The organism is Bacteroidetes bacterium SB0662_bin_6, assembly GCA_009839485.1.
GTDB lineage: Bacteria > Bacteroidota > Rhodothermia > Rhodothermales > VXPQ01 > VXPQ01.
Genome location: VXPQ01000018.1, coordinates 19,759 through 40,313, shown reverse-complemented (window position 1 = coordinate 40,313; position 20,555 = coordinate 19,759). Strand labels below are relative to the sequence as shown.

Annotated in this window: 17 protein-coding genes; 2 read left to right on the top strand and 15 right to left on the bottom strand. The window is 60.8% G+C overall.

Features of this window, described 5'->3' with window-relative positions:
• Positions 1-11 precede the first annotated feature (11 nt).
• The 12 genes from menB to F4Y00_02555 form a co-directional block, all read right to left on the bottom strand.
• The gene (menB, locus tag F4Y00_02610) at positions 12-839 is read right to left on the bottom strand and encodes a 1,4-dihydroxy-2-naphthoyl-CoA synthase (GenBank protein MYE03851.1); all 828 of its coding nucleotides are present in this window, start codon (positions 837-839) and stop codon (positions 12-14) included.
• Entirely contained in the window at positions 836-2,791 is a 1,956-nt protein-coding gene (gene menD, locus F4Y00_02605) for a 2-succinyl-5-enolpyruvyl-6-hydroxy-3-cyclohexene-1-carboxylic-acid synthase (GenBank protein ID MYE03850.1), read from the bottom strand. Before menD ends, menB begins: the two co-directional genes overlap by 4 nt.
• Before the next feature lie 77 nt (positions 2,792-2,868).
• Positions 2,869-4,284, bottom strand: coding sequence for an isochorismate synthase (locus F4Y00_02600; GenBank protein ID MYE03849.1), 1,416 nt, complete (start codon positions 4,282-4,284; stop codon positions 2,869-2,871).
• A gap of 21 nt (positions 4,285-4,305) precedes the next feature.
• Positions 4,306-5,334, bottom strand: coding sequence for a hypothetical protein (locus F4Y00_02595; protein ID MYE03848.1), 1,029 nt, complete (start codon positions 5,332-5,334; stop codon positions 4,306-4,308).
• Positions 5,335-5,423: 89 nt separating this feature from the next.
• Positions 5,424-7,679 (bottom strand): T9SS type A sorting domain-containing protein, encoded by a 2,256-nt coding sequence (locus F4Y00_02590; protein ID MYE03847.1) that lies wholly within the window; start codon positions 7,677-7,679, stop codon positions 5,424-5,426.
• 262 nt (positions 7,680-7,941) lie between these two features.
• The gene (locus F4Y00_02585; protein ID MYE03846.1) at positions 7,942-9,060 is read right to left on the bottom strand and encodes a hypothetical protein; all 1,119 of its coding nucleotides are present in this window, start codon (positions 9,058-9,060) and stop codon (positions 7,942-7,944) included.
• Entirely contained in the window at positions 9,050-10,138 is a 1,089-nt protein-coding gene (locus F4Y00_02580; protein ID MYE03845.1) for a glycosyltransferase family 4 protein, read from the bottom strand. The genes F4Y00_02585 and F4Y00_02580 overlap by 11 nt, the downstream gene beginning before the upstream one ends.
• Before the next feature lie 23 nt (positions 10,139-10,161).
• Positions 10,162-11,211 (bottom strand): UDP-N-acetylglucosamine 2-epimerase (non-hydrolyzing), encoded by a 1,050-nt coding sequence (locus tag F4Y00_02575; protein MYE03844.1) that lies wholly within the window; start codon positions 11,209-11,211, stop codon positions 10,162-10,164.
• 33 nt (positions 11,212-11,244) lie between these two features.
• The gene (locus F4Y00_02570; protein ID MYE03843.1) at positions 11,245-12,600 is read right to left on the bottom strand and encodes a glycosyltransferase family 4 protein; all 1,356 of its coding nucleotides are present in this window, start codon (positions 12,598-12,600) and stop codon (positions 11,245-11,247) included.
• A complete protein-coding gene (locus tag F4Y00_02565; GenBank protein ID MYE03842.1) occupies positions 12,552-15,101 on the bottom strand; it encodes a YfhO family protein in 2,550 nt (849 codons plus the stop codon). Before F4Y00_02565 ends, F4Y00_02570 begins: the two co-directional genes overlap by 49 nt.
• A 71-nt stretch (positions 15,102-15,172) precedes the next feature.
• Complete coding sequence (gatC, locus tag F4Y00_02560) at positions 15,173-15,460, bottom strand: Asp-tRNA(Asn)/Glu-tRNA(Gln) amidotransferase subunit GatC (protein MYE03841.1); 288 nt, start codon at positions 15,458-15,460, stop codon at positions 15,173-15,175.
• Between the two features lie 25 nt (positions 15,461-15,485).
• Complete coding sequence (locus F4Y00_02555) at positions 15,486-16,292, bottom strand: 1-acyl-sn-glycerol-3-phosphate acyltransferase (protein ID MYE03840.1); 807 nt, start codon at positions 16,290-16,292, stop codon at positions 15,486-15,488.
• Positions 16,293-16,361: 69 nt separating this feature from the next.
• On the opposite strand from F4Y00_02555, the gene F4Y00_02550 reads away from it, so the two are divergent.
• A complete protein-coding gene (locus F4Y00_02550; GenBank protein ID MYE03839.1) occupies positions 16,362-16,691 on the top strand; it encodes a DUF4342 domain-containing protein in 330 nt (109 codons plus the stop codon).
• A 78-nt stretch (positions 16,692-16,769) separates the two neighbouring features.
• Entirely contained in the window at positions 16,770-17,747 is a 978-nt protein-coding gene (locus tag F4Y00_02545) for a threo-3-hydroxy-L-aspartate ammonia-lyase (GenBank protein MYE03838.1), read from the top strand.
• 97 nt (positions 17,748-17,844) lie between these two features.
• Here the strand turns inward: F4Y00_02545 and F4Y00_02540 are convergent, their stop codons facing one another.
• The 3 genes from F4Y00_02540 to F4Y00_02530 form a co-directional block, all read right to left on the bottom strand.
• Positions 17,845-18,447 (bottom strand): flavin reductase family protein, encoded by a 603-nt coding sequence (locus tag F4Y00_02540; GenBank protein MYE03837.1) that lies wholly within the window; start codon positions 18,445-18,447, stop codon positions 17,845-17,847.
• A complete protein-coding gene (dnaJ, locus tag F4Y00_02535) occupies positions 18,447-19,604 on the bottom strand; it encodes a molecular chaperone DnaJ (GenBank protein MYE03836.1) in 1,158 nt (385 codons plus the stop codon). The genes F4Y00_02540 and dnaJ overlap by 1 nt, the downstream gene beginning before the upstream one ends.
• A gap of 346 nt (positions 19,605-19,950) precedes the next feature.
• The gene (locus F4Y00_02530) at positions 19,951-20,517 is read right to left on the bottom strand and encodes a nucleotide exchange factor GrpE (GenBank protein ID MYE03835.1); all 567 of its coding nucleotides are present in this window, start codon (positions 20,515-20,517) and stop codon (positions 19,951-19,953) included.
• Between the last annotated feature and the right edge of the window lie 38 nt (positions 20,518-20,555).

Below are 20,555 nucleotides of genomic sequence, written 5' to 3'. Positions count from 1 at the left end.
CGGGGGCGCGTTCAAGGACGATACGGGAACTGCGAGAAGTCCGGCTTGCGCTTCTCATTGAAGGCATTGCGCCCTTCCTGCCCTTCCTCGGTCATATAGAAAAGCAGCGTAGCGTTCCCTGCCAGTTCCTGCAGGCCCGCCTGCCCGTCGCAATCGGCGTTCAGTCCGGCTTTCAGGCAGCGGATGGCCATTTGCGAATTCCGCAGAATATCCCGGCACCAGCTCACGGTTTCCTCTTCCAGCTTCTCCAGGGGCACGACGGTATTCACCAGGCCCATCTCCAGCGCCTGACGGGCATCGTAGGGACGACACAGAAACCATATCTCGCGGGCTTTTTTCTGGCCCACGATGCGGGCAAGATACGAGGACCCGTAGCCCCCGTCAAACGATCCCACCTTGGGCCCCGTCTGCATGAACCGGGCGTTCTCGGCGGCAATGGTAAGATCGCACATCACATGCAGCACATGGCCGCCGCCCACAGCCCAGCCGGCCACCATGGCGATAACCGGCTTCGGACAACTTCGTATCTCCCGCTGAAAATCAAGCACATTCAGCCGCATGACGCCCGTGCCTTCTTCCGTATACCCGGCGTCTCCGCGAATCTTCTGGTCTCCGCCGGAACAGAAAGCTTCCGGGCCCTCTCCGGTAAGAATAATCACGCCGATCTCGTGATCGTCGCGCGCATCCTGGAGCGCGTCGCGCATCTCCGTAACGGTAATAGGTCGGAAGGCATTGCGTACTTCGGGGCGATTGATGGTGATTTTGGCGATCCCTTCCGCCTTGTGATACGTGATATCCCGGTAGGATTTCGCTTCTTGCCAGTCTAATGCAGGAGTCATGGGTCAGGGTTGTTGGTAAAAACGGGAACGGTGTCTGCAAACTGCTCACAAATCATGGTTTCCAGCCGCCGGTGCAGTTCCAGATTTTCGGCGCGATCGGTCGTGACTTCAATGATCCGGCTTTCGCCGGACGAAAGTGCGCTTGCGTACGCTTCCGACAGAGTATCCATGTCATGAACATGGTCGTAGCCGAGACCGAACATGCGGGCGGCCTGCTCGAAACGATACGGGTGCGGCGTGCCGAACATCGGTTCGAACGCCTCGCCGCAACGAGCTACGGGAAGAAACGAAAAAATACCTCCGCCGTGGTTGTTGATTGCCACAATAATAACCGGCTCCGGCGCAGAAGCCGCCAGCGCCAGACTGTTCAGGTCGTGCAGCAACGCGAGATCGCCCGCCACGAGAATGGCCGGCGCGCGGCGCCCGTACGCCAGTCCGACCGCCGTAGCCACACTGCCGTCGATACCGGAAGCGCCACGATTGGCGGCTACGAACGGCGCCCTGCCGGCAGCATCCCCGAACATATCCATGTCCCGGATCGGCATACTGCTGGCAAGCACAAGCGTGGCCTCGTCGGGCGTATGCCGCGAAAGCAACCGGGCCACGGCAGGCTCGGAAAGGCCGTCCGGCATGTGCTCGTCCATCGTGCGGGCTACGGTGTCGGAGGCTGCCGCCCAACTTGCTGTCCAATCCTTATTACCGGTCCCCTCGCTCGCTCCTTGTCCCGTTTTCAGATGATCCATAACGGACCGGGAGAAAGGCGCAATACCGGTCTCGATATATTCTGTCACGCAGTGGCCGGGATCCATCCGGTCGGGAGATTCGCGCACGACCGCAAACAAGGCGGGACGCACATCGGCCAGCCAGGCATTCAGCCGCTTCGACACGGCTGCCCCGCCGAAATACAATACGGCGTCCGGCGCATGGGACACCCGAAACGCTTCGCTCGCCAGCGCCAGATCGTACCGCGAAGCCGTCGCGCCGCCTTCCGCAACCCCGTCAGTATGCCAGTCCGCAGGCGATGCACCCGAAAATCGGAGTTGCGAACACACATCGGGCAGTAGCGGCCAGCCGAGTTCGCTCGCCAGCCGCCGGACCGCATCGGCCTGGGTCCGGGTATGGAAGCGCCCGGCCACGACCAACCCGCGCTTCGCCCGGCGCAGGGCATGCATCAGGGACTCGAATCGAGGCGCATCGAAGGAATATGTTATAGGAGTTTTTGAAATATCCGCGGCCGGATCATGCCCGGATTTAGGAGTTTTTGAAATGCCTGCGGCCGATTCGGACCCGGCCGTAGGAGTTTTTGAAATGTCCAGGCCCGAGCCGTACCGGGTATACGGTTTCTCCGAATCCTGCCACGCCCGCAATCCATCGAGATACGCTGCATAGCGACTTCTATCGGGATTGGAAAACAGGGGCTCGCGATACATCACATTGAGATGCACCGGACCGGCGGGCATTCGTCTCGCCCGGTACACCGCCTGATCCGCCGTGGTGAGCACGACCGCCGGGTCGATCGCCGGATCCGGGGCGGGCAGGTCGAATTGCCACCGCACGTAGTTTCCGAAAATCTTTACCTGATCAATGGTCTGATTGGCGCCGGCAGCCCGCAGTTCCGGAGGGCGATCCGCCGTCACGAGAAGCATCGGCACACCGTCCATCGATGCCTCCACCACGGCAGGCATGCCGTTCGCAACCGCCGTCCCGGAAGTCGTAATCCATGCGGCAGGCCGCCGCGCGGCGCGCCCGTACCCGAGGGCGCAAAACGCCGTGCCCCGCTCATCATAGTGCATCACACACTCCGCGCGGGGATGGGCCGCCACGGCAAGCGCCAGCGGAGCGCTCCGGGAGCCCGGCGCAAGACAGAACAGGCCGACGCCGGCGCGAATCAACTCTTCCACGAGAAGATCGGCCCATATCTGGTTGATGCCGGACGGTTCGGGAGTGGTCATGTGCCTCGCTGCATTTCACCTGCCTGAAAATATAAAGCACGGGTCGGGTCGGCGCACCCGGTAAAAATCCCATGCCCTCACTCCAGCACCCCCAGGATATCGCTGATCTTCTGTTCGATTTCATTCCATTCCGCCATCGGATCGGATCCCTCGACAATCCCGGCGCCGGCAAACAGAAACAGAGTGCGATCCCGGACGAGACCGCACCGGAGCGCCACCGCAAACTCCGCCCCCTGAGGACCTATCCACCCTACCGGCCCCGCATACCAGCCCCGGTCGAATCCTTCCAGATCGCGGATGGCCGCCAGCGCAGGCTCGACAGGATACCCGCCCACGGCAGGGGTAGGATGAAGCGCCGCCATGACATCGCTTCCGTGTATATCTCGCTTCAACAGACCGCTGCTGCGCGAAACGAGATGCCACCTCCGGGCCTGCTGCAACCCGGACGCCTCTTCGTCTATTCGAAATTCCTGACACAATGGATCGAGCGCAGTACGAATGCTTTCCCGTACGTACGCATGCTCGCGCTGGTCCTTGGCGCTGGCAAGCAACGAGGCCAGCGCCCCGGCGTCTTCGGCCTCCGTATCGCCCCGCACGCAGGTGCCGGCTACAGCCTCCGTGCGTATGTACCGTCCGCTGCGATGGAAAAGGCGCTCCGGCGTAGCTCCCACAAGGGCAGCGCCCGGCTCGAACTGAAATCCGTAATGAAAACAACTCGGGGTGGCCCCTTGAAGCTTCTTCAGCAAGGCGAAGGCGTCGAGCGATTCAGAAAAGGTCAGGAGCGTGCGGCGGGCGAGCACCACTTTTTCGAGATGTCGGCGGCTCTGCGCGAACGCGTCCAGCGCCCATCCGACGCCCCGCCCCCAACCCGCCTGGTCCGGCTTATCCGTCCGTGAAAGCAGAAGCGGCATGTGCGCGCCGAATGCCGCACCGGCAAAATGATCCGGGAACCGGAGCCGCTCGATATCGGACAGAATAGCGTCCTTGCGGGACAGGTCGCGGGGCAGAATAAGATTACACGCTAATACGCCGCGGTCTTCGTTCCGCAGATACGCAAACCGGGGGAGCGTGAACAGAAACGTCGGAAAACCCTGCCAGACCTCGTCGTCGGAAGCGCTCGGATCGAACCGGAATCCTCCGAAGTAGCGCGCCCGGGCATCGCTTTTCGGCAATACGGCATCGAGCTGCGCGCGTAGCGTACCATACCCTGCATCCGGGCCGCCCATGCACCGGTCCGCCTCGCCGACCGCCGCCGTTACCATGCTGTCCCGGCGCCCGTGCCAGTATATTTTCGGAAGCAGGGTCTGCGCCGCAAGCCACGCGGGCGCATCGAGCGGCGCCATCGGGACGATCAGGCGCACAATGCGCCGCTCCCCGTCAATGTCTCCTGCCTGATGCAAGATCTCCTCCACCCGGCGCGCAAGCACATGTTGTACATGGCCGGGATCGTCGAGGGTCTCGTCGGAAACAAGAATGTCTTGTTCGTCAAGCATGCGTGCGCCGTATCGGCCGCCTCAATCGATGCGTTGGTAATACGCAAGGCGCTGCGGAATCATTTCCACATCCCGAAGCTCGATACCGTCCGGCACCTCCAGATGCGGTTCCACATAACCGGTGGTGTCCCTGCGGATATCGTCCCAGGAAACCGTTGCAAAAAAATCCATGGCCTGTTGCGCGGCCTGGTACTGCGACAACATGACCCGGTAGCGTATTTCTACCGCCGCAGGCTCAAGCGATACGAGTTGGCGCGTGGACGGTTGCCCTTGCACCGTCACGACGATTTCGCGGGTATCCTCCGTAAACTCCCGGGAAATCGCCCGAAACAGCACATCCTCTACATCCTTCTCCACAAGCCCCCCCAGCGTATCCACAAGCGCCAGACGCACCTCGAACGTATCGCGCACCGCCTGGAACGCTTGCGGAACTGTGGGCCACTCGGTCAGGCCGCTCACGACAGAAACGGCCCCCGCCACAATCACGGAATCCGGAAACACCTCCGGCGGCGCAAGCAAATCATACGTAGCGGGCGTTTCGAGTGTTACATTTGGCCGGATGGGGACGACGCGCACCATCCGCCGTTCCTTGAACAAATTGGCGACCGCAGGCGTGACGGACTGCACCTGCACTTCCGGCAGAAACTCCGAAACGGCGTCAATGACCTGCACCTGCGACTGGGAAGCGTCAATGGGAACGACCGGGGAACGCAGTCCGAGCCTGAGCAGGGTCCACCCTTCGCCGGCGGCCTGCACATGCACTATTTCCGGGGGATACTGCGAAAGCGCCTGATCTTCGGGTACATTGACTACCTCAACGGGCAATTCGATGGTTCTCGTATGCGTCTCGCGCATGGTGAACGTGAACCAGAGGAGTGTCGACAGGAGAATCGCCAGAACGATTTCCACGGTGCGGCGGTTCGAGCCCGTTTCCGCATTCCGGTCGGAAGGGCGCGTCAGCAACGGACGGGCTCCCAGCGCCTGACGCAGACGCTGCCGGAGCGTGGTTTGCAGGGATTTCCTGCCCGATTCCGAATCGATTGGAGACACGGCAGATAGCGAAATGAAAGGTCCGGCATTAGACGCGCGCGCCGCCAGGTTTGTTCATCGCCGCCGAAACCCCCGCTACGTTCCCTACGTCATTTCGCGAGGGTCATGCGCCCTGACTGGACCAGCATCTCCGAGCCCGCCTGCGCCCTTATCTGATAGACATACACGCCCGAGGGCAACGAGGAGGCGTTCATTTCAAGCGAATGGCCCCAGCCGCTCGATAAGGACACGGGGCTTGTGACGATCACGTTCCTTCCCAGAACGTCAAAGACATGCACCGTCACTTCGGCCGCCGACGGCAGGTCGAATACCACGCGCGTCGAGGGATTGAACGGATTGGGATAATTGCCGTGCAACTGGAAAGCTGTTGGAACCTCGCCTTCGGCATCGAACGCATGGGTTACGATATCCGATACGTCCCACAGCTTGATGAAGCCATCCCACGCTCCCGACGCCAGCATGTTACCATCGGGCGAAAAGGCTACCGAAGTAATCCAAAACGTATGTCCCGATAGCGTTTTGACATTGAATCCGGTAGCCACATCCCACAGCCGGACGGCATTGTCATCGCCTCCCGAAGCCAGGAATTTTCCATCGGGTGAAAAGGCTACCGAATTGACATTCCTGTAATGCACCGCCAACGTTTTATTGAATCCCGTAGCCACATCCCACAGCTTGGCGGTTCCGTCAGCGCTTCCCGAAGCCAGTAATTTTCCATCAGGCGAAAAGGTTACCAAATTGACATTTCGGTCATGCCTCCCGAGCGTTTTAATGAATCCCGTAGCCACGTCCCACAGCCGGACGATTCCGTTAGCGCTTCCCGAAGCCAGTAATTTTCCATCGGGCGAAAAGGCGACCGAATAGATAATCCCCAAATCCAAATCCTCCCTGAACGTTCCGATATCGGACCCCGTAGCCACATCCCACAGCCTGATGATCCCGTCATTGCCTCCCGAGGCCACTATGTTTCCATCGGGTGCAAAGGCTACCGAATAGGCGCGCCCGGCATTTCTCAATAGCGTTGCGGTGTTGGCTCCCGTAGCCACATCCCACAGTCTGACGGTTCCGTCAAGACCCCCAGACGCCAGCATGTTACCATCAGGTGAAAAGGCGACCGAATAGATAACCCTGATATACCCCGTGTGCCCCCTGAGCATTCTGATATTGGATCCCGTAGCTGCATCCCAAAGCCCGATGGTTCCGTGCCACCCCCCCGAGGCCAGCATGCTACCATCAGGCGAATAAACAACCGTCAGGGGTCTGCTTCCGGGTCCAAACGTAGAGGCAAGACTTCCCGAAATCACATCCCATAGCCTGATGGTTCCGTCATAGGACGCAGATGCAAGGGTACTGCCATCGGGCGAAAAGGCTACCCCTCGAACCGGATGCGTATGCCCCGCGAGGAATGCGGTGATGGATCCCGTAGCCACATCCCAAAGCCTGATGACATTGTCTCCGGACGCAGATGCCACAATACTACCATCGGGCGAAAAGGCTACCGAATAGACGGGCCTGGCATGGCCCGGTAGCGTTGCGGTGCTGTATCCCGTAGCCACATCCCACAGCCTGACGGCTCCGTCAAAGGCTCCCGAAGCCAGCATGTTTCCATCGGGCGAAAAGGCTGCCGAAGTGACCCAATGTGTATGCACAAATGTTTGGGGGCTTTCTCCCGTAGCCACATCCCACAGCCTGACGGTTCCGTCATCGGATGCAGATGCAAGAGTACTGTCATCGGGCGAAAAAACTACCGAACGGACATCCCCGGCATGCGTCCCGAACGTTTTACTGAATCCCGTAGCCACATCCCAAAGTCTGGCGGTTCCGTCAGCACTTCCCGAAGCCAGTGATTTTCCATCGAGCGAAAAGGCCACCGAATGAACAAAATGTCCATGCGAGAGCGTTGCGGTGTTGGATCCCGTAGCCACATCCCACAGCCTGACGATTCCGTCGGCGCTTCCCGAGGCCAGCATGTTTCCATGGGGCGAAAAGGCCACCGAAGTGACCCGATGTGTATGCACAAGCGTTTGGATGCTTTCTCCCGTAGCCACATCCCACAACCTGATGGTTCTGTCATCGGACGCGGATGCCACGGTACTGCCATCGGGCGAAAAGGCGACCGAAAAAACCCAAGCCGTATGCCCGAGAGTAGAACTATGCGGCCAACTCCTTACCAGTTGACCGAAGCTCTTTCCGTGTAGAAACGGCGCAGACGCCAACAAAAGACCAACAACCACATGCCTGCCAATCCATGAGACAGGAAAAACCGGATGACGCTTATGCTGTCTGGCGCAAAAGCAACCTGCACGAATCGATTGCAGCCCGCAAAAACGAAATGGAGAGTACATTGTCCTCGTCTACCGTCTTTTGAAATGAAAATGGGGGTCTTCCGGATGACGATACGCCTGTATGTTTTGCGATCACAATGCATTCCCTAAAATCCATGAAAATGATCACAGGAGCGATTGCCCGCGAAACATCATAAATTTAAAAAATTACACATAAACCTCATGCCCGAAGTCAAACCTCCTGAACAGATATGTCTGTTTTTCTCAGACCGCCAGTGTTTCAGAGAAATGGTCCAGGAAAGTTAGACAGTCTCTCCCTCGACTAACCCGCATCCGCCAGCAACCCGGCCATCCGGCACCGAAATGCGCCGTGTTCCATCGAGCGGGGAATCCGGGCGAGCTGGCAGGATGCCTGACCCAGCACGCGGGCCAGCATCTCCCGCCACCTGTGGAGCACCTCGGTCACGGAAACAATCGGCGGAAGATCGTCTGCCGCCCGATTCACCGCATGCCAGTGGAGATGATTGTGAAACCCGGCATATTCCGCCTGCATCACGCGTACGCTTATCTCCGCTGCGCGGGCCGGAGAAATGTCGGAAATATGGAGGTCCGGCCGGTCCTCCCGGACCAGGATGACATACCGGTATAAAGGACCGCCTTCCCTGTCGAAGCTATCGTACAGGGCGGCAGGAGCCATCCGGCGGCGAACGAAAGCAGGCCCCCGGCGACGATGCAATGCCCAGTGCAAGCGGTCTGCCGCCGTGCGCCCGCCCAGCAAACGACCGGCCAGTTCCGAATCGCCTTCAATGTTGTAGGCATATATCTTGGGCGAGGCCAGATTAGGCCACACATGCCCATTCCCCCCTACGAAGGAAATGTCGTCGGCTACGAACCGGAAGCCGTGCCGGCGGCACAACTCCAGCGCCAGCGACGTCTTGCCCGTGCCGCCCGTGCCCCCGATCAGGGTTACGCCGCGCGCATCCGAGAAGGAAGAGGCATGCACAAGCGCCAGGTCCGGCGCCCAGTAGGCTGCAGGTCCGGCCACCCACTCGTGAAAAATAACCCCGGCGCGTTCCTCGCGAGAGGTATACTGTATATCCGCCATGCGGCGCAATCCCCGCATCAGGGAAGACTTTGCGGAAACCGGATAAAAATCGACGCCGAGGAGACGATCCTCTTCAAGACGAAAACGCACGGTCGCCATGCGACCCTTTATAACGAAACCGTCCTCCATCTCACAGTGAACGGAAGGATTGGCGAATCGCAGCCCGGCGTATTCGACCGGCGCATACCGGACAACAAGGTCCGGGGGGGCTGTCGCAACCGCAGGAGGATAGGCCGCCAGCTCTTCCTGCAGGATGGCCGCGCCCTTCGAAGCGTCGCAGCGAACCTCCACATTCCGCCCCATCATGCGATATGCGCACACTCGCTCAGCGGACATGACGCCCTCCCCCTGTGAATCCGGCTAAAATGGTCAGCAACTTCTCCCGGCGCCGATCCCGGTGAAAAAAACGCTCGATACGCGCACGGGCTGCCGTGCGCAAGACCGGATCCGCTGCGCGCAACGCCGCCCGAATCGCCTCGCATACCGCGGAAGCGTGCGACTCGTCCACCAGGAAACCGGCCTCGCCAATACAATCCGGAATGCCGAACACCCGGCTCCCCACCGGCACGCATCCGCACAGCATCGCCTCGCACAATACGTTCGGGAAGCCCTCCGCTCTCGACAACTGCACATACACGGACATTTCGTGATACTGCGCCGGCAACTGCTCGCGCGGCACGGGCGGAATCATCTCGACGTTCGGCGGCGGATCGTATCGCGCCGCGATCGCTTCCCGATTCCGCACGCCTACGATCCGGAAACGAACATCCGGCATGAGACGGGCCGCGTCCAAAAACAAATCAATCCCTTTGATCCGGAAAGTCCGTCCCTCGTCGATGAACCCGACTGTTCCCACTACCGGAGCCCGGTCGTCGGGACCCGCAGGCCACGCCCCCGGATCGTAGCCCGTAGGAACGACAAGAACAGCAGCGGGCGTATCCGGCGCAAGCATCCGGAAACCGTATTCCCGTGCTTCCGGCCCTTCCGAAAAACGGTTCTTCGACCGAACCAGCGACGGCGACACGGGAAGCAGTGCATCCGCCCGGCGAAACACCATGCGGGCCAGCCGGCGGCGCCAGCCGGTCAGCGCCACGCCATGCCCCAACGAAGGCAAGGAGACCGCATCGAAGCCCCCTACCACGGCCAGCACGGGTTTCCGAAAACAGCGGGCCGCCGCAACCGGCAGGACCATGTGATAGTCGACGAACCAGCCGTAGACGGCCACTGCCCCGGGAAGCTCCCGGAGCAACCAGAAGAGTTGTTTGCAAAACAACCCTGCAAACGCGAACAGGCCCGGCTTTTGCGCACCTCCGAACCGGAACGATACCACCTCGTACGCTTCTTCGAGCAAGCGTATATCCTCTCGGACAAACGAGGCGGGATGGATATAGACGAAAAGCAATTTCGGTAGCATGACGTGCAGCACAGGGTGCGGCGTTACCGGTTCGCAAGCAACGCGGCGATCCGGGCGGCGGCGCCCGGTTTCCCCGCCTCGGGGGCGGGTGTTGCCGGACGGATCAGGGCAGATTCCGCAATGCGGGCCGGATCAGCGCCGGCCAGCCGGTTCCAGCCCCCTTCCAGCGTTTCCACCCACTCGGTTTCTTCGCGCAGGGTGATGCACGGTACGCCCAGCCATATCGCCTCTTTTTGCAGCCCTCCTGAATCGGTCAGCACAGCACGGGCGCAACGTACGAGCGTGAGCATGCGCAGGTAGCTCTGGGGATCTGTAATCTCCACATTCTCCGGAACGGAAATCCCGGAAAGACGGGCTTGCGTCCTCGGATGCAGCGGAACCACGACAGGAGCATCCAGCCGCCCCAGTCCTTCGAAAATACCCGCCAGCCGTTCGGGATCGTCGGTATTCCCCGCCCGATGCACCGTGGCCGCATAATACGCGCCCGGTCCATGTTTCGTCACGGACGTCAGCGGCGCCCGCCGTCCGGCGGCCTCTGCAAAAAAACGCGTGGCGTCCAGCATGACGTCACCCGTCAGGTGTACGCCCTCCATGATCCCTTCGGCAGCAAGGTTACGGACCGACGTTACCGTCGGACAACAAAGCAGAGAGGCCAGCCGATCGGTCACGACCCGGTTGATTTCCTCCGGCATGCGCCGGTTGAAGGAACGCAACCCGGCTTCCACATGAATGAGCGGAATACCCAGTTTGGCGGCCACCAGGGCGCCAGCCAGCGTGCCGTTCGTATCGCCGTACACGATCAGCCCATCCGGCAGCGGCCCCTGCATCAGCAGGGCTTCGAGCCGCATCATCGTCTCGCCGGTCTGTACGGCGTGGGTGCCGGACCCCGTTCCAAGGTTCGCATCGGGATCGGGCAACCCCAGTTCCTCAAAAAAAACGGCGCTCATCTCCGGATCATAGTGCTGCCCGGTATGCACCAGCGTTTCCCGAATGCCGGCATCCATAAGGGCGCGGCGCAAGGGAGCTGCCTTGACGAACTGGGGGCGGGCGCCGACGACGGTTACAATATGCATGGCAGGCGGGCTATACGCACAGGACAGGTTTATCTATGAGCCTTCGGAAAGACCGGAAAGCAATGCGGCAAGCTGCCGGGCCTGCTCCCGGCGGCTGTACCGGGCGATCCGGTCCGGAGGCGCTCCTTGCAGGGGAGAACCCGCGCGCCACGCTTCGTAGTGCGTACGCAGGAAAGCGCGCACTCCATCCGTATCATCGAAATCGAACATGCGCCCGGCACCGGTTTCCTGTAAAATACGCGCGGCGTCTCCGTTCACAGGACCCAACGCCAGCACAGGACGACCCGATGCAAGGTATTCATACAGCTTGCCGGTCGCAATGCCCTCCGCTCCTTCTACCCGGTTGATGCAAAGCAATAGCAACGCGGCTTCACGCATCCGGTCAATGGCTGTCCGATGGGGAACATACGGCAATGTATCGAGACGTACCCCGGGACAGAAGGCCGACGCAGAAGCGAGCACAGAGGAATCGACGTGCCCTGTGAACCGGCATTGCAGGTCGGACCAATCCGAGGCGGTTTCCGGAGCGGAGAGCGCCTTCCAGAGCGCCTCCGGATTCCGGGTCCGGTTCATATTTCCCACATGGGCTACCACAAACGCGTCGCCGGAAACCGTGGAAGAGGATGCGGATTCCTCGAAATCGGCCGGATCGAACCCGTTTTCGATCACCTCCGACGCATACCCCCGCTGAGCAAACCGGCGCTGCATGGACGCACTCACGACGGAAAATCCGTCGGCTTTCCGCAGCACCTGCCGTTCAAGCAAGGCATCCAGCGCCCGGGCAGGGCCGGTCATCGGCAGGTCGGCATGATAATCGATCTCTGTCCAGGGGTCCCGAAAGTCGACGAGCCAGGGCGTACCGTGCGTACGGCGCAGGGCCAGCCCGGCGAAATGGGTGGAATGCGGCGGTCCCGTAGTAAGCACCGCATCGTATTGCTGCCGCATCAGCGCTCGTGCGCGCGCCGTGGCGAACGGAACCCATCCGACCCGTGCATCCGGCAGAAACAGGTTCGCCCGGATCCACCGCGCGAACCGGCGGTGGGGAACCGCTCCGTCCTCTCCGGTAAACCCGACCGATATGACCTCCTGTTTTTTCCGGCCTTTCAGGCGGGCATACAGGGCATAGGGATCCCATGCTCCGGTGCGTTCCACCAGGGTCCCTTCCGGAATTTCGGCCACCGAATCCGGATCGGGATCGGGCCAGGAAGCGCTCTCCGGACGTACGGTAAGCACGGTGGGGCGCCATCCGAATTCGGGCAGATACTTCACGAACTTAAGGCTGCGTTGCACACCCGGCCCGCCCGACGGCGGAAAGTAGTATGTGACGAAGAGGAGCCGCTTCATGCCTCCGATGCAGAGGAGTGGGTCTGCCGGCGTCTGCGCCGCCATCCCGCGGCCAGCAGCATCACCACGCCGCCGTACACCAGCACGGTCGAACCGGCGCCGACCGCCACGCCGATACGGTGCCGGGGCGGGTCGAAACGCAGGACCACCTGATGCGCGCCCGCCGGAACCGGCACGCCGCGCAACATATGATCGACCTGCAAAATGGGGGCCTCCTCGCCGCCGACCGTAGCCTCCCACCCTGCCGGATAGAACACTTCGCCGAGCACGAGCAACCGGGGGGCGTCCGTCGCCACATCCAGCACAATCTCGTGCAGAGACCAGGATTGCATGCGGACGTTCGCCACGCTTATCGAATCGACAGGAACCGGGTCCACATCGAGCGGCTCGTACAGGAGGGCCGTTCGGCGCAGGTCGAACGCCGGATCCCGCAAACGCGCCCATGCCGCGGGCGGATCGCTCGCCACCTCCGTCTCGCCGACCAGCCAGGCCCGGGGCGGAACGTCCATGTTTTCAAGCACAAAAAGACCGGTCTGTGCGCCCTGGTGCACCACATTCAGGCCGGGAAGCGGGGACGGGGAAATCACGTAGCGGACCCCGAGCAGATCCAGCGCGTTCGCGTTCGGCAAGCGCGTGGCCGGATCTGCATACAACTCGTCGATATAGTCCTGCGCCAGACGAAGTTTCGCCCCGTGGTACCCCCCGACGGATTCATAATGGTAGGATGGACGGGCATTCTGAAATGGGCTTCCCGCTTCCAGGGAAAGCACGCGGAAACGCCCCGAACCACCGGCGGCTTCCTGCTGTCCGAGGATGTAGCGGTCCACGTCGTAGGTGAGAATCTGCTCCTCGACAGCATCCGCCCGAACCAGATCGTCCTTGTTGAAATACCGCCTCCCGACGCCCCACAAGTCCACCACCACAAGCAACACGAGGACGGCCTGCAACGCCCATCGGGGCGCTTTACCCCTCTGAAAAAGAAGAATCATGCCGCCCGCAAGCAGCAGAAAGAACAACGACCGCCGCATCTCGGACCGGAATGTCTCTTTCCGAAGGGCGTGCTGCTCGTCAAGGTAACTGCGTACGGCGGGCGCCACACGCGGATCGTTCGGAGCAATATCCGGTCTCTCCGCCAGCAGCGCCTGCATGACCTGCGCTTCCTCGCCGGCTCGCTCGAAATCGTAGAAGACGCCGGGCAAAAGCATGAGCACGAGCAGCACCCCGGAAACGCCCCCGAATAGCCACCGGAACGTACGCCGGGCGGCAGGATCGCCGTCGGGCCCCGTATCTCTGCCCACTCCGCGCAGCCCGAACGCGGCCAGAAGCGCCAGGGCAAACGCGGTAAGCGCCAGCCAGCTCTCGGGCACGCGAAAGGCATTGAACAGGGGGAAATGCTCGTACATGAAGCGATTAAGCAACGCAAAATGCGACCCCAGAGAAAACAGCGTCGCGAACAACGCCATGAGGGAAAGCACAAGCACGCTCCGGTTTCTCCATTGCCTCACTGCAAACACCGCCAGCAACAACACGATCGGGCCCACATAGTGCGGCCCTGACGTGAACGGCTTCGGCCCCCAATAGGTCGGACTGGCGCCGCCGTACGCATCCGCCGCAAGCAGCGTAACCAGTTCTCCCCTGCCCTGGCTCCATCCCATGGCATAGTCCCAGTCCAGGCCGGAAAGCGCCGCATCCACAGCCCCCCGAATGGTAAAGGTCTTGTACTCGAAATGGAGCAGATAGGGCTGCGCCACCAGCAGCAAGCCCAGCACGCCGCCCAGCACCAACCAGACCGTGGCCACGCCAAACGGCTTCCAGTCTTTCCGCATGCCGGCGTATACAGCCTCGACCACCCACCAGACGCCCAACAGAAACGCTATGTAGTAGGTCATCTGCACATGCCCGCCCCGCAAATTCACGCCCAGCGCTATCGAAAAAAGGAGCGCGGTCAACAAGCCCGGGCGCCGGAGCGCGGCAACGAACGCCAGCACAAGCCAGGGCGCGAAGCACAGCGTGATAAACCGCGAATTGTGCCCTGCGATCAGAATGAAGGTCATGTAGGTGGTCAGGCCATAGGCCACAGCAGCCAGTGCCCCGACAAAGCGGTCCTTCGTCAGAAAGAAGGCAAGAAAATAGGCGCCTAACAGCAACACGAGAAAATGAGAAACCGGCCAGATCACTTTTCGGAGCAGCGCCGGGATATCGTCGAGTTGGGGCACCTGCTCGGCGTAGGCGATCATGTATCCGGGCATCCCGCCGAAGGCGTTCGGGGCCCAGAGCGCCTGCCGGCCCGTCTCTTCCTTGTAATCGAGCATGTACTCCGCCATGGCGCGCCACCGCACCGTATCGTCCCCGATCAGAGAGCGGTCCGAGAACACGGCGGGGGCGAAAAACCCGAAGGCGACGACAAGCAGCATGCCGATACACACGATATGCCGGGTGCGCCCGTCGAGACGGCCCCAGAGTCCTGTCTTGTTCCGGTCCCGGGTGTTCGCGGAAGAGGAGCCTCGCGCCGGAGTGGCTTTTTTTCTGCCTCGCGCTCGCGCCATAGTTTCGGATGTGTTCCTCGATAACTGTAAAAGAGCGTTCGTACCCGGCTGAAAAACCCCTTTCGGATACGCTATTCGATGACTTTGGGAACGCGAAAATATGCGGCGTCCGCCTCGGGGGCTCCCTTGAGCGCCTCCTCGTGCGTGATCCGCGCTATCTCCTTGTCTTCCCGGAACACATTACGCATATCCAGCACATGCGACATTGTCGGAACGCCGTCGGTGTCGAGTTCCTCCAGCTTCGCTACGTAATCGAGCACCTCGCTCATTTCTTTGGCAAGCCGTACTTCCTCTTCTTCGGTAAAGCGAAGCCGGGCAAGCGAAGCAATGTATCGTACCTGTTCTACGGTAACAGCCATATATCGGACGGGGTCGAATAAAGTATTACTCGGAAACGGCGGCAAGCGATTCGGCAAGGCGCTCGCGCACATACTCCATAAGAGCAGGAATGTCCCGGCGCGTCCTCCCTTCGAGAGAAATCGGCTCCCCTACGACCATGTGCAGGACTCCGCCGCGCAGGAGCCGCCTGCTTTCGTGCAGCAGCTTGTAGCCATCGACGATGACTACGGGCACCATCGGCACACCCGCCTCTACCCCCAGGGCAAACCCGCCCTTCAGGAGCGGTTGAAGATGCGCCCCGTGCGACCGGGTTCCCTCGGCAAACACCAGGACCGAATTGCCGCTGCGAATACGTTCTCCGGCTTTACGCAGGCTCCGCAAGGCGCTCCTCGGATTGCTCCGGTCGATAAAGACCGACGCCGAGTTTCGTATAGCGAAACCCAAAAAGGGCACCCGGGCCAATTCCGTCTTGGCAAGAAACCCGAAGGAATATGGAAGCGCTGCGCTCAATGCAAGAATATCCAGCAAATTCTGATGATTGCTTATGAATACGGTCGGGGCGTCCCTGTCGATCCCGGCCCGGTCCGTAACATGCACCCGAATGCCGCTCAATCCGAGGATGACGCCCCCCCACACCCGGGCATTCCGTTTGAAATTACGCGCCGTGGGATAGATCAGATGCGTGAGAAGTTGCACAAAAGCCATGACAATGGTCCAAAGCGCCGCCACGATGATAAACCAGACGAAATGCAGGCGGGCGACCAGCGTCGCAAACCTGCTTTCCGAGGCGGATCCTACGGGCGTTTGCCGGCTCATGGTATTTCGGGAATTGCGCGACAGGGGCTGTAACATACGGTATTTCCATACGTATAGGACACGTAACAGGGGGGTATTTTTTCATACTATCGCAAACGCAACGACATGCAGAACGATCTGAACGAACTTTCGAGAGAAACGCTCGAAAAAATCAGGATCAAGGGCAATCAGCTGATTGACAGGGTCCGCGAGGTCATCGAGGAAGGAAACGCACGGCGCATCCTGGTGCAAAAGGACAACCGAACCGTTATGGAATTCCCGCTGGTATTCGGCGTCGGAGGCGCTGCGGCGGCCATCATGATCGCGCCTACGCTCGCAGCCATCGGCGCTTTCGCATCGCTCGTCAGCGATATCCAGGTCGTCATAGAACGGCGGGAGACCGAACCCGTCGAGGAAAGCGAGGAGGAAGCCGTAGCGGAGACGGACGACGCCTGACCCGCGAAACGTCTCGCGGCGGCCATCGTAACGGCAGGGATCAATTTCGCACCTTCCCTATTTCCGTGCGCCTTTCCCGTGTCGGAACGCCTCGTTACGTATCCGGATATCGAAGCGGCGGCGCAGCGCATTGCCAACATTGCGCGCCGCACGCCGGTCCATATGTCCTCCACGTTCGACGAACGATTCGGGGGGCGCTTCTTTTTCAAGTGCGAACAATTCCAGCGCACCGGCTCCTTCAAGTTCCGCGGCGCCTGCAATGCCCTGTCCCTCCTTCCGGCGGATGAAAAAGCCCGGGGGGCGCTAACCTACTCGTCAGGTAACCATGCCCAGGCGCTGGCCCTTGCAGGCCGCCTCCTGAGTGTGCCCATTACGGTCGTCATGCCGTCCGATGCGCCCCGGATCAAGCTGGAGGCCACGCGCGGCTATGGGGCCGAGATCGTCCTGTACGACCGGGAAGAAACCACGAGGGAGGCGCTTGCTTCGGAGATTGCCGAGGACCGGGGACTGGCGATCATTCCCCCGTACGATCATCCCCATATTGTGGCCGGACAGGGAACGAGCGCCCGGGAGTTGATGGAGGAAATCGACGACCTCGATCTGCTCCTTGCAAGTTGCGGAGGAGGGGGATTGCTGTCGGGGTCGGCCATCTCCGCAAAGACCTTGCAACCCGCATGCCGCGTAGCCGGCGTGGAACCGGCGAATGCGGACGATGCGACCCGTTCCTTCCGGACCGGCACGCTGCATACGATGCACAACCCGGATACGATCGCCGACGGCGCCCGAACCCCCTCGCTCGGCGCCACGACGTTCCCGCTTGTACGCACGTATGTGGATGCCATGTATACGGTCCGGGAGGTTTCCATCGTGCGCGCCATGCATTTTCTGTGGCAACGCATGAAGCTGGTCGTCGAGCCCACCGGTGCTCTCGCTGTAGCCTGGCTTTTCGAGGAAGATCGTCCGGCGTTGCCCGAACGCGTCGGTATCATCGTGAGCGGAGGGAACGTCGAACTTGCTGCCGCAGTCCGGCTTTTCGAGGAATTCGGGTTGGAGTGAGTCGGTTTGGGAACCTCTGATTAAATCCACATGGGCGAGGACCTTGGGACGATGCGGAAAAGCGGGTAGAACGTGCAATGCCCGGGAGCGGCGAGTGTCAATACCGGACCGGACGGATCGGATCGAAGGATGCAGGCTGCGTCTCCTTGCCGACCCGGCGGTACGAACGGTCGAAATAAACAAGAGGGCGGCTGTCCGTATCGGTTTTCCGGATATCCGTAACGAGCCCTAATACGATGGAATGGTCGCCGGCGTCATACACCGCATGGCGAGTACACAGCAGCACCGTCATGACTCCCGCGAGCACGGGGGTGCCATGTGCATCGACCTCGTAATCCACGGCGTGGAATTGCTCGTCGCCCGGCATGTCCGGCGTGGCGAAACGATCCGAAAGATGCGCCTGACCTTCGTGCAGCACATGTAGTGCAAAATGATCGGCACGGGTCAGGAAATCATAGATTCCTGCATCCCGGCTGATATTGAACGAAAGGAGCGGCGGCCGCAGTGAGGCGCTCGTAAACGAACCGATCGTAATGCCGCGTATTTCTCCCTTGCCATCGGACGCCGTTACGACGGACACCGGGGACGGCACCTGGCGCATGATCCAGCGCAGTGCTTCCCCGTTTTCATCCTGCGCTCCGGTTATATCCCGTTTCACTCCCTGATCCGCCCGATCGCCTTGATCAACCCGGTCCGTCATCACGTAAAGACGTCCTTGACCTTGCTGAAGAAGGATTTCCTGTCCTGCTTGTCGGGCCGGGGGCGGAACGATTCTGCGCCGAGCAGCCCGCCCAACATGGCCTGCTCTTCGTCCGTGAGGTGTTGCGGCGTCCATACATGCACCCGCACCATTTCGTCGCCGCGCCGCGTACTCTGCAACTCGGGCAACCCTTTCCCCCGCATGCGCAGGATCCTGCCCGACTGGATACCGGGGTCGATCTGAAGACGCGCCCGTCCCGTTAACGTGGGCACATCCACCGTGGTGCCGAGCGCGGCCTCGGGAAACGAGATATAGAGATCATGGAAAAGATCCAGACCATCCCGCGTGAAATGCTCATGGGGCGTTTCCTTGATCTCGACGCGCAACGCGCCCGCCGGACCTCCTCGTATTCCTGCATTGCCCACCCCGCGCAACGTCAGGTAATTTCCCTCGAGTACGCCCTGCGGCACATTGATGGAAATGGTTTCCTCCCCTTTCAGGCGGCCTTCGCCGCTGCACGCCGTACAAGGGGTACGCACCACCCGTCCTTCGCCCCGACAGGCCGGACAGGGTTGGACATTTATGAACTGTCCGAACACGGAGCGGGAGACCTGCCGGATTTCCCCGGCGCCCCTGCATGTGGAGCAGGTGGCATAGCCCGCCTCGCCCTCCTCGGCGCCTGTGCCGCTGCACGGTTCGCAAGCAAGAAACTTGCGCACCTTGATTTTTTTCTCGGTCCCCTCACTGATTTCCTCAAGCGTAAGGGGAAGCGTGATACGCAGATCACTTCCTGCGCGCCCGCTGTGCCGTCTCCGATCCCGGCGCTGTCCGGTGAACATTTCATCGAAAATCGTCCCCGATCCGCCGAAAATGTCGCTGAACGCGCTGAATATGTCGTTGACGTCATGAAAACCGGTGGCGCCGGCACCCCCGTTTCCACGTACGCCCGCATGGCCGAACCGGTCGTACTGCCCGCGTTTCTGGGGATCGGACAATACCTCGTAGGCCTGGGCTACTTCCTTGAACTTCTGTTCGGCCTCGGGATTGTCGGGGTTCCGGTCGGGATGGTACTTGAGCGCCTGATCCCGGAAGGCCCGCTTCAGGGTTTCCGTATCCGCGTTGCGATCGACGCCGAGTATTTCGTAGTAATCGGTCATGGGAAGGGATCAGGGATCGGACGCGGGCGGAGTATCGTGAAGTATATACCGTGAAACAGGAAAGGGGGTGCAAAAAACGGACAGGACGTTATGCCGGCATGTTCCTGCTCGTCGTGCAAAAGGGACCCGCAAAAATCCTGCCGCATCTTCAAAAAACGGGCAAATCTGTCAAGGTGGCAGAATAAAACGGGGTAAACACAGGAAAACGAGCGGAGGCAGTTGACAGGGACGAACAGTATGTAGCGGGCGCGGCGGATTGGCGGGGCAAGAACAGGGTACGCAAAAGACGATGGAAAGACGATGCAGCGGGTAGCCGAAACCCGGGGAGCCGCCGCCCGTCACGCGTTCAGGCGGACACCACGACCTTGCTGTGACGAAGAATGTGGTCGCCCATGCGATACCCTTTCTGCGCTTCGCCCACGACGATACCGGGCGCCGTCCCTTCGACTTCCTGCTGCATCACCGCCTCGTGCAACTCCTCGTCGAACGGTTGCCCAAGCGCCTCGATGGGCTCGACCTGTTCTTTCGCCAATTCGTCCATGATCTTCCGGTGCACCAGCTCGAATCCTTCCTTCAGCGCATAGTATACCGGGCCGGGTTTTTCCTCCTGCTGCGCCTCCACCTGTTCAGCGGCTTCCAGAGAACGTCCGAAATCATCCAGTACATCCAGAAACCGCTGGATCACGAGGCGTTTTCCAAGACCCGTCAGGATGACTTTTTCTTCCTCGGTCCGGCGCCGGTAATTCCTGAATTCGGCTTCCTTGCGCAAAAACCGATCTTCTGCGGCTTCGAGGCGCCCGCGCAAGGCTTCGACGGTGGCGGCAAGCGCTTCAGGGGTTTCTTCCTCCGTGGCAGGTATTTCTTCCACGGATGCTTCTCCGGCCTCGCCGGATCCTTCCGTTTCGGGCGGCAAACCGCCGTCTCCCGCCGGTTCCTCCACGGTATGTTTGC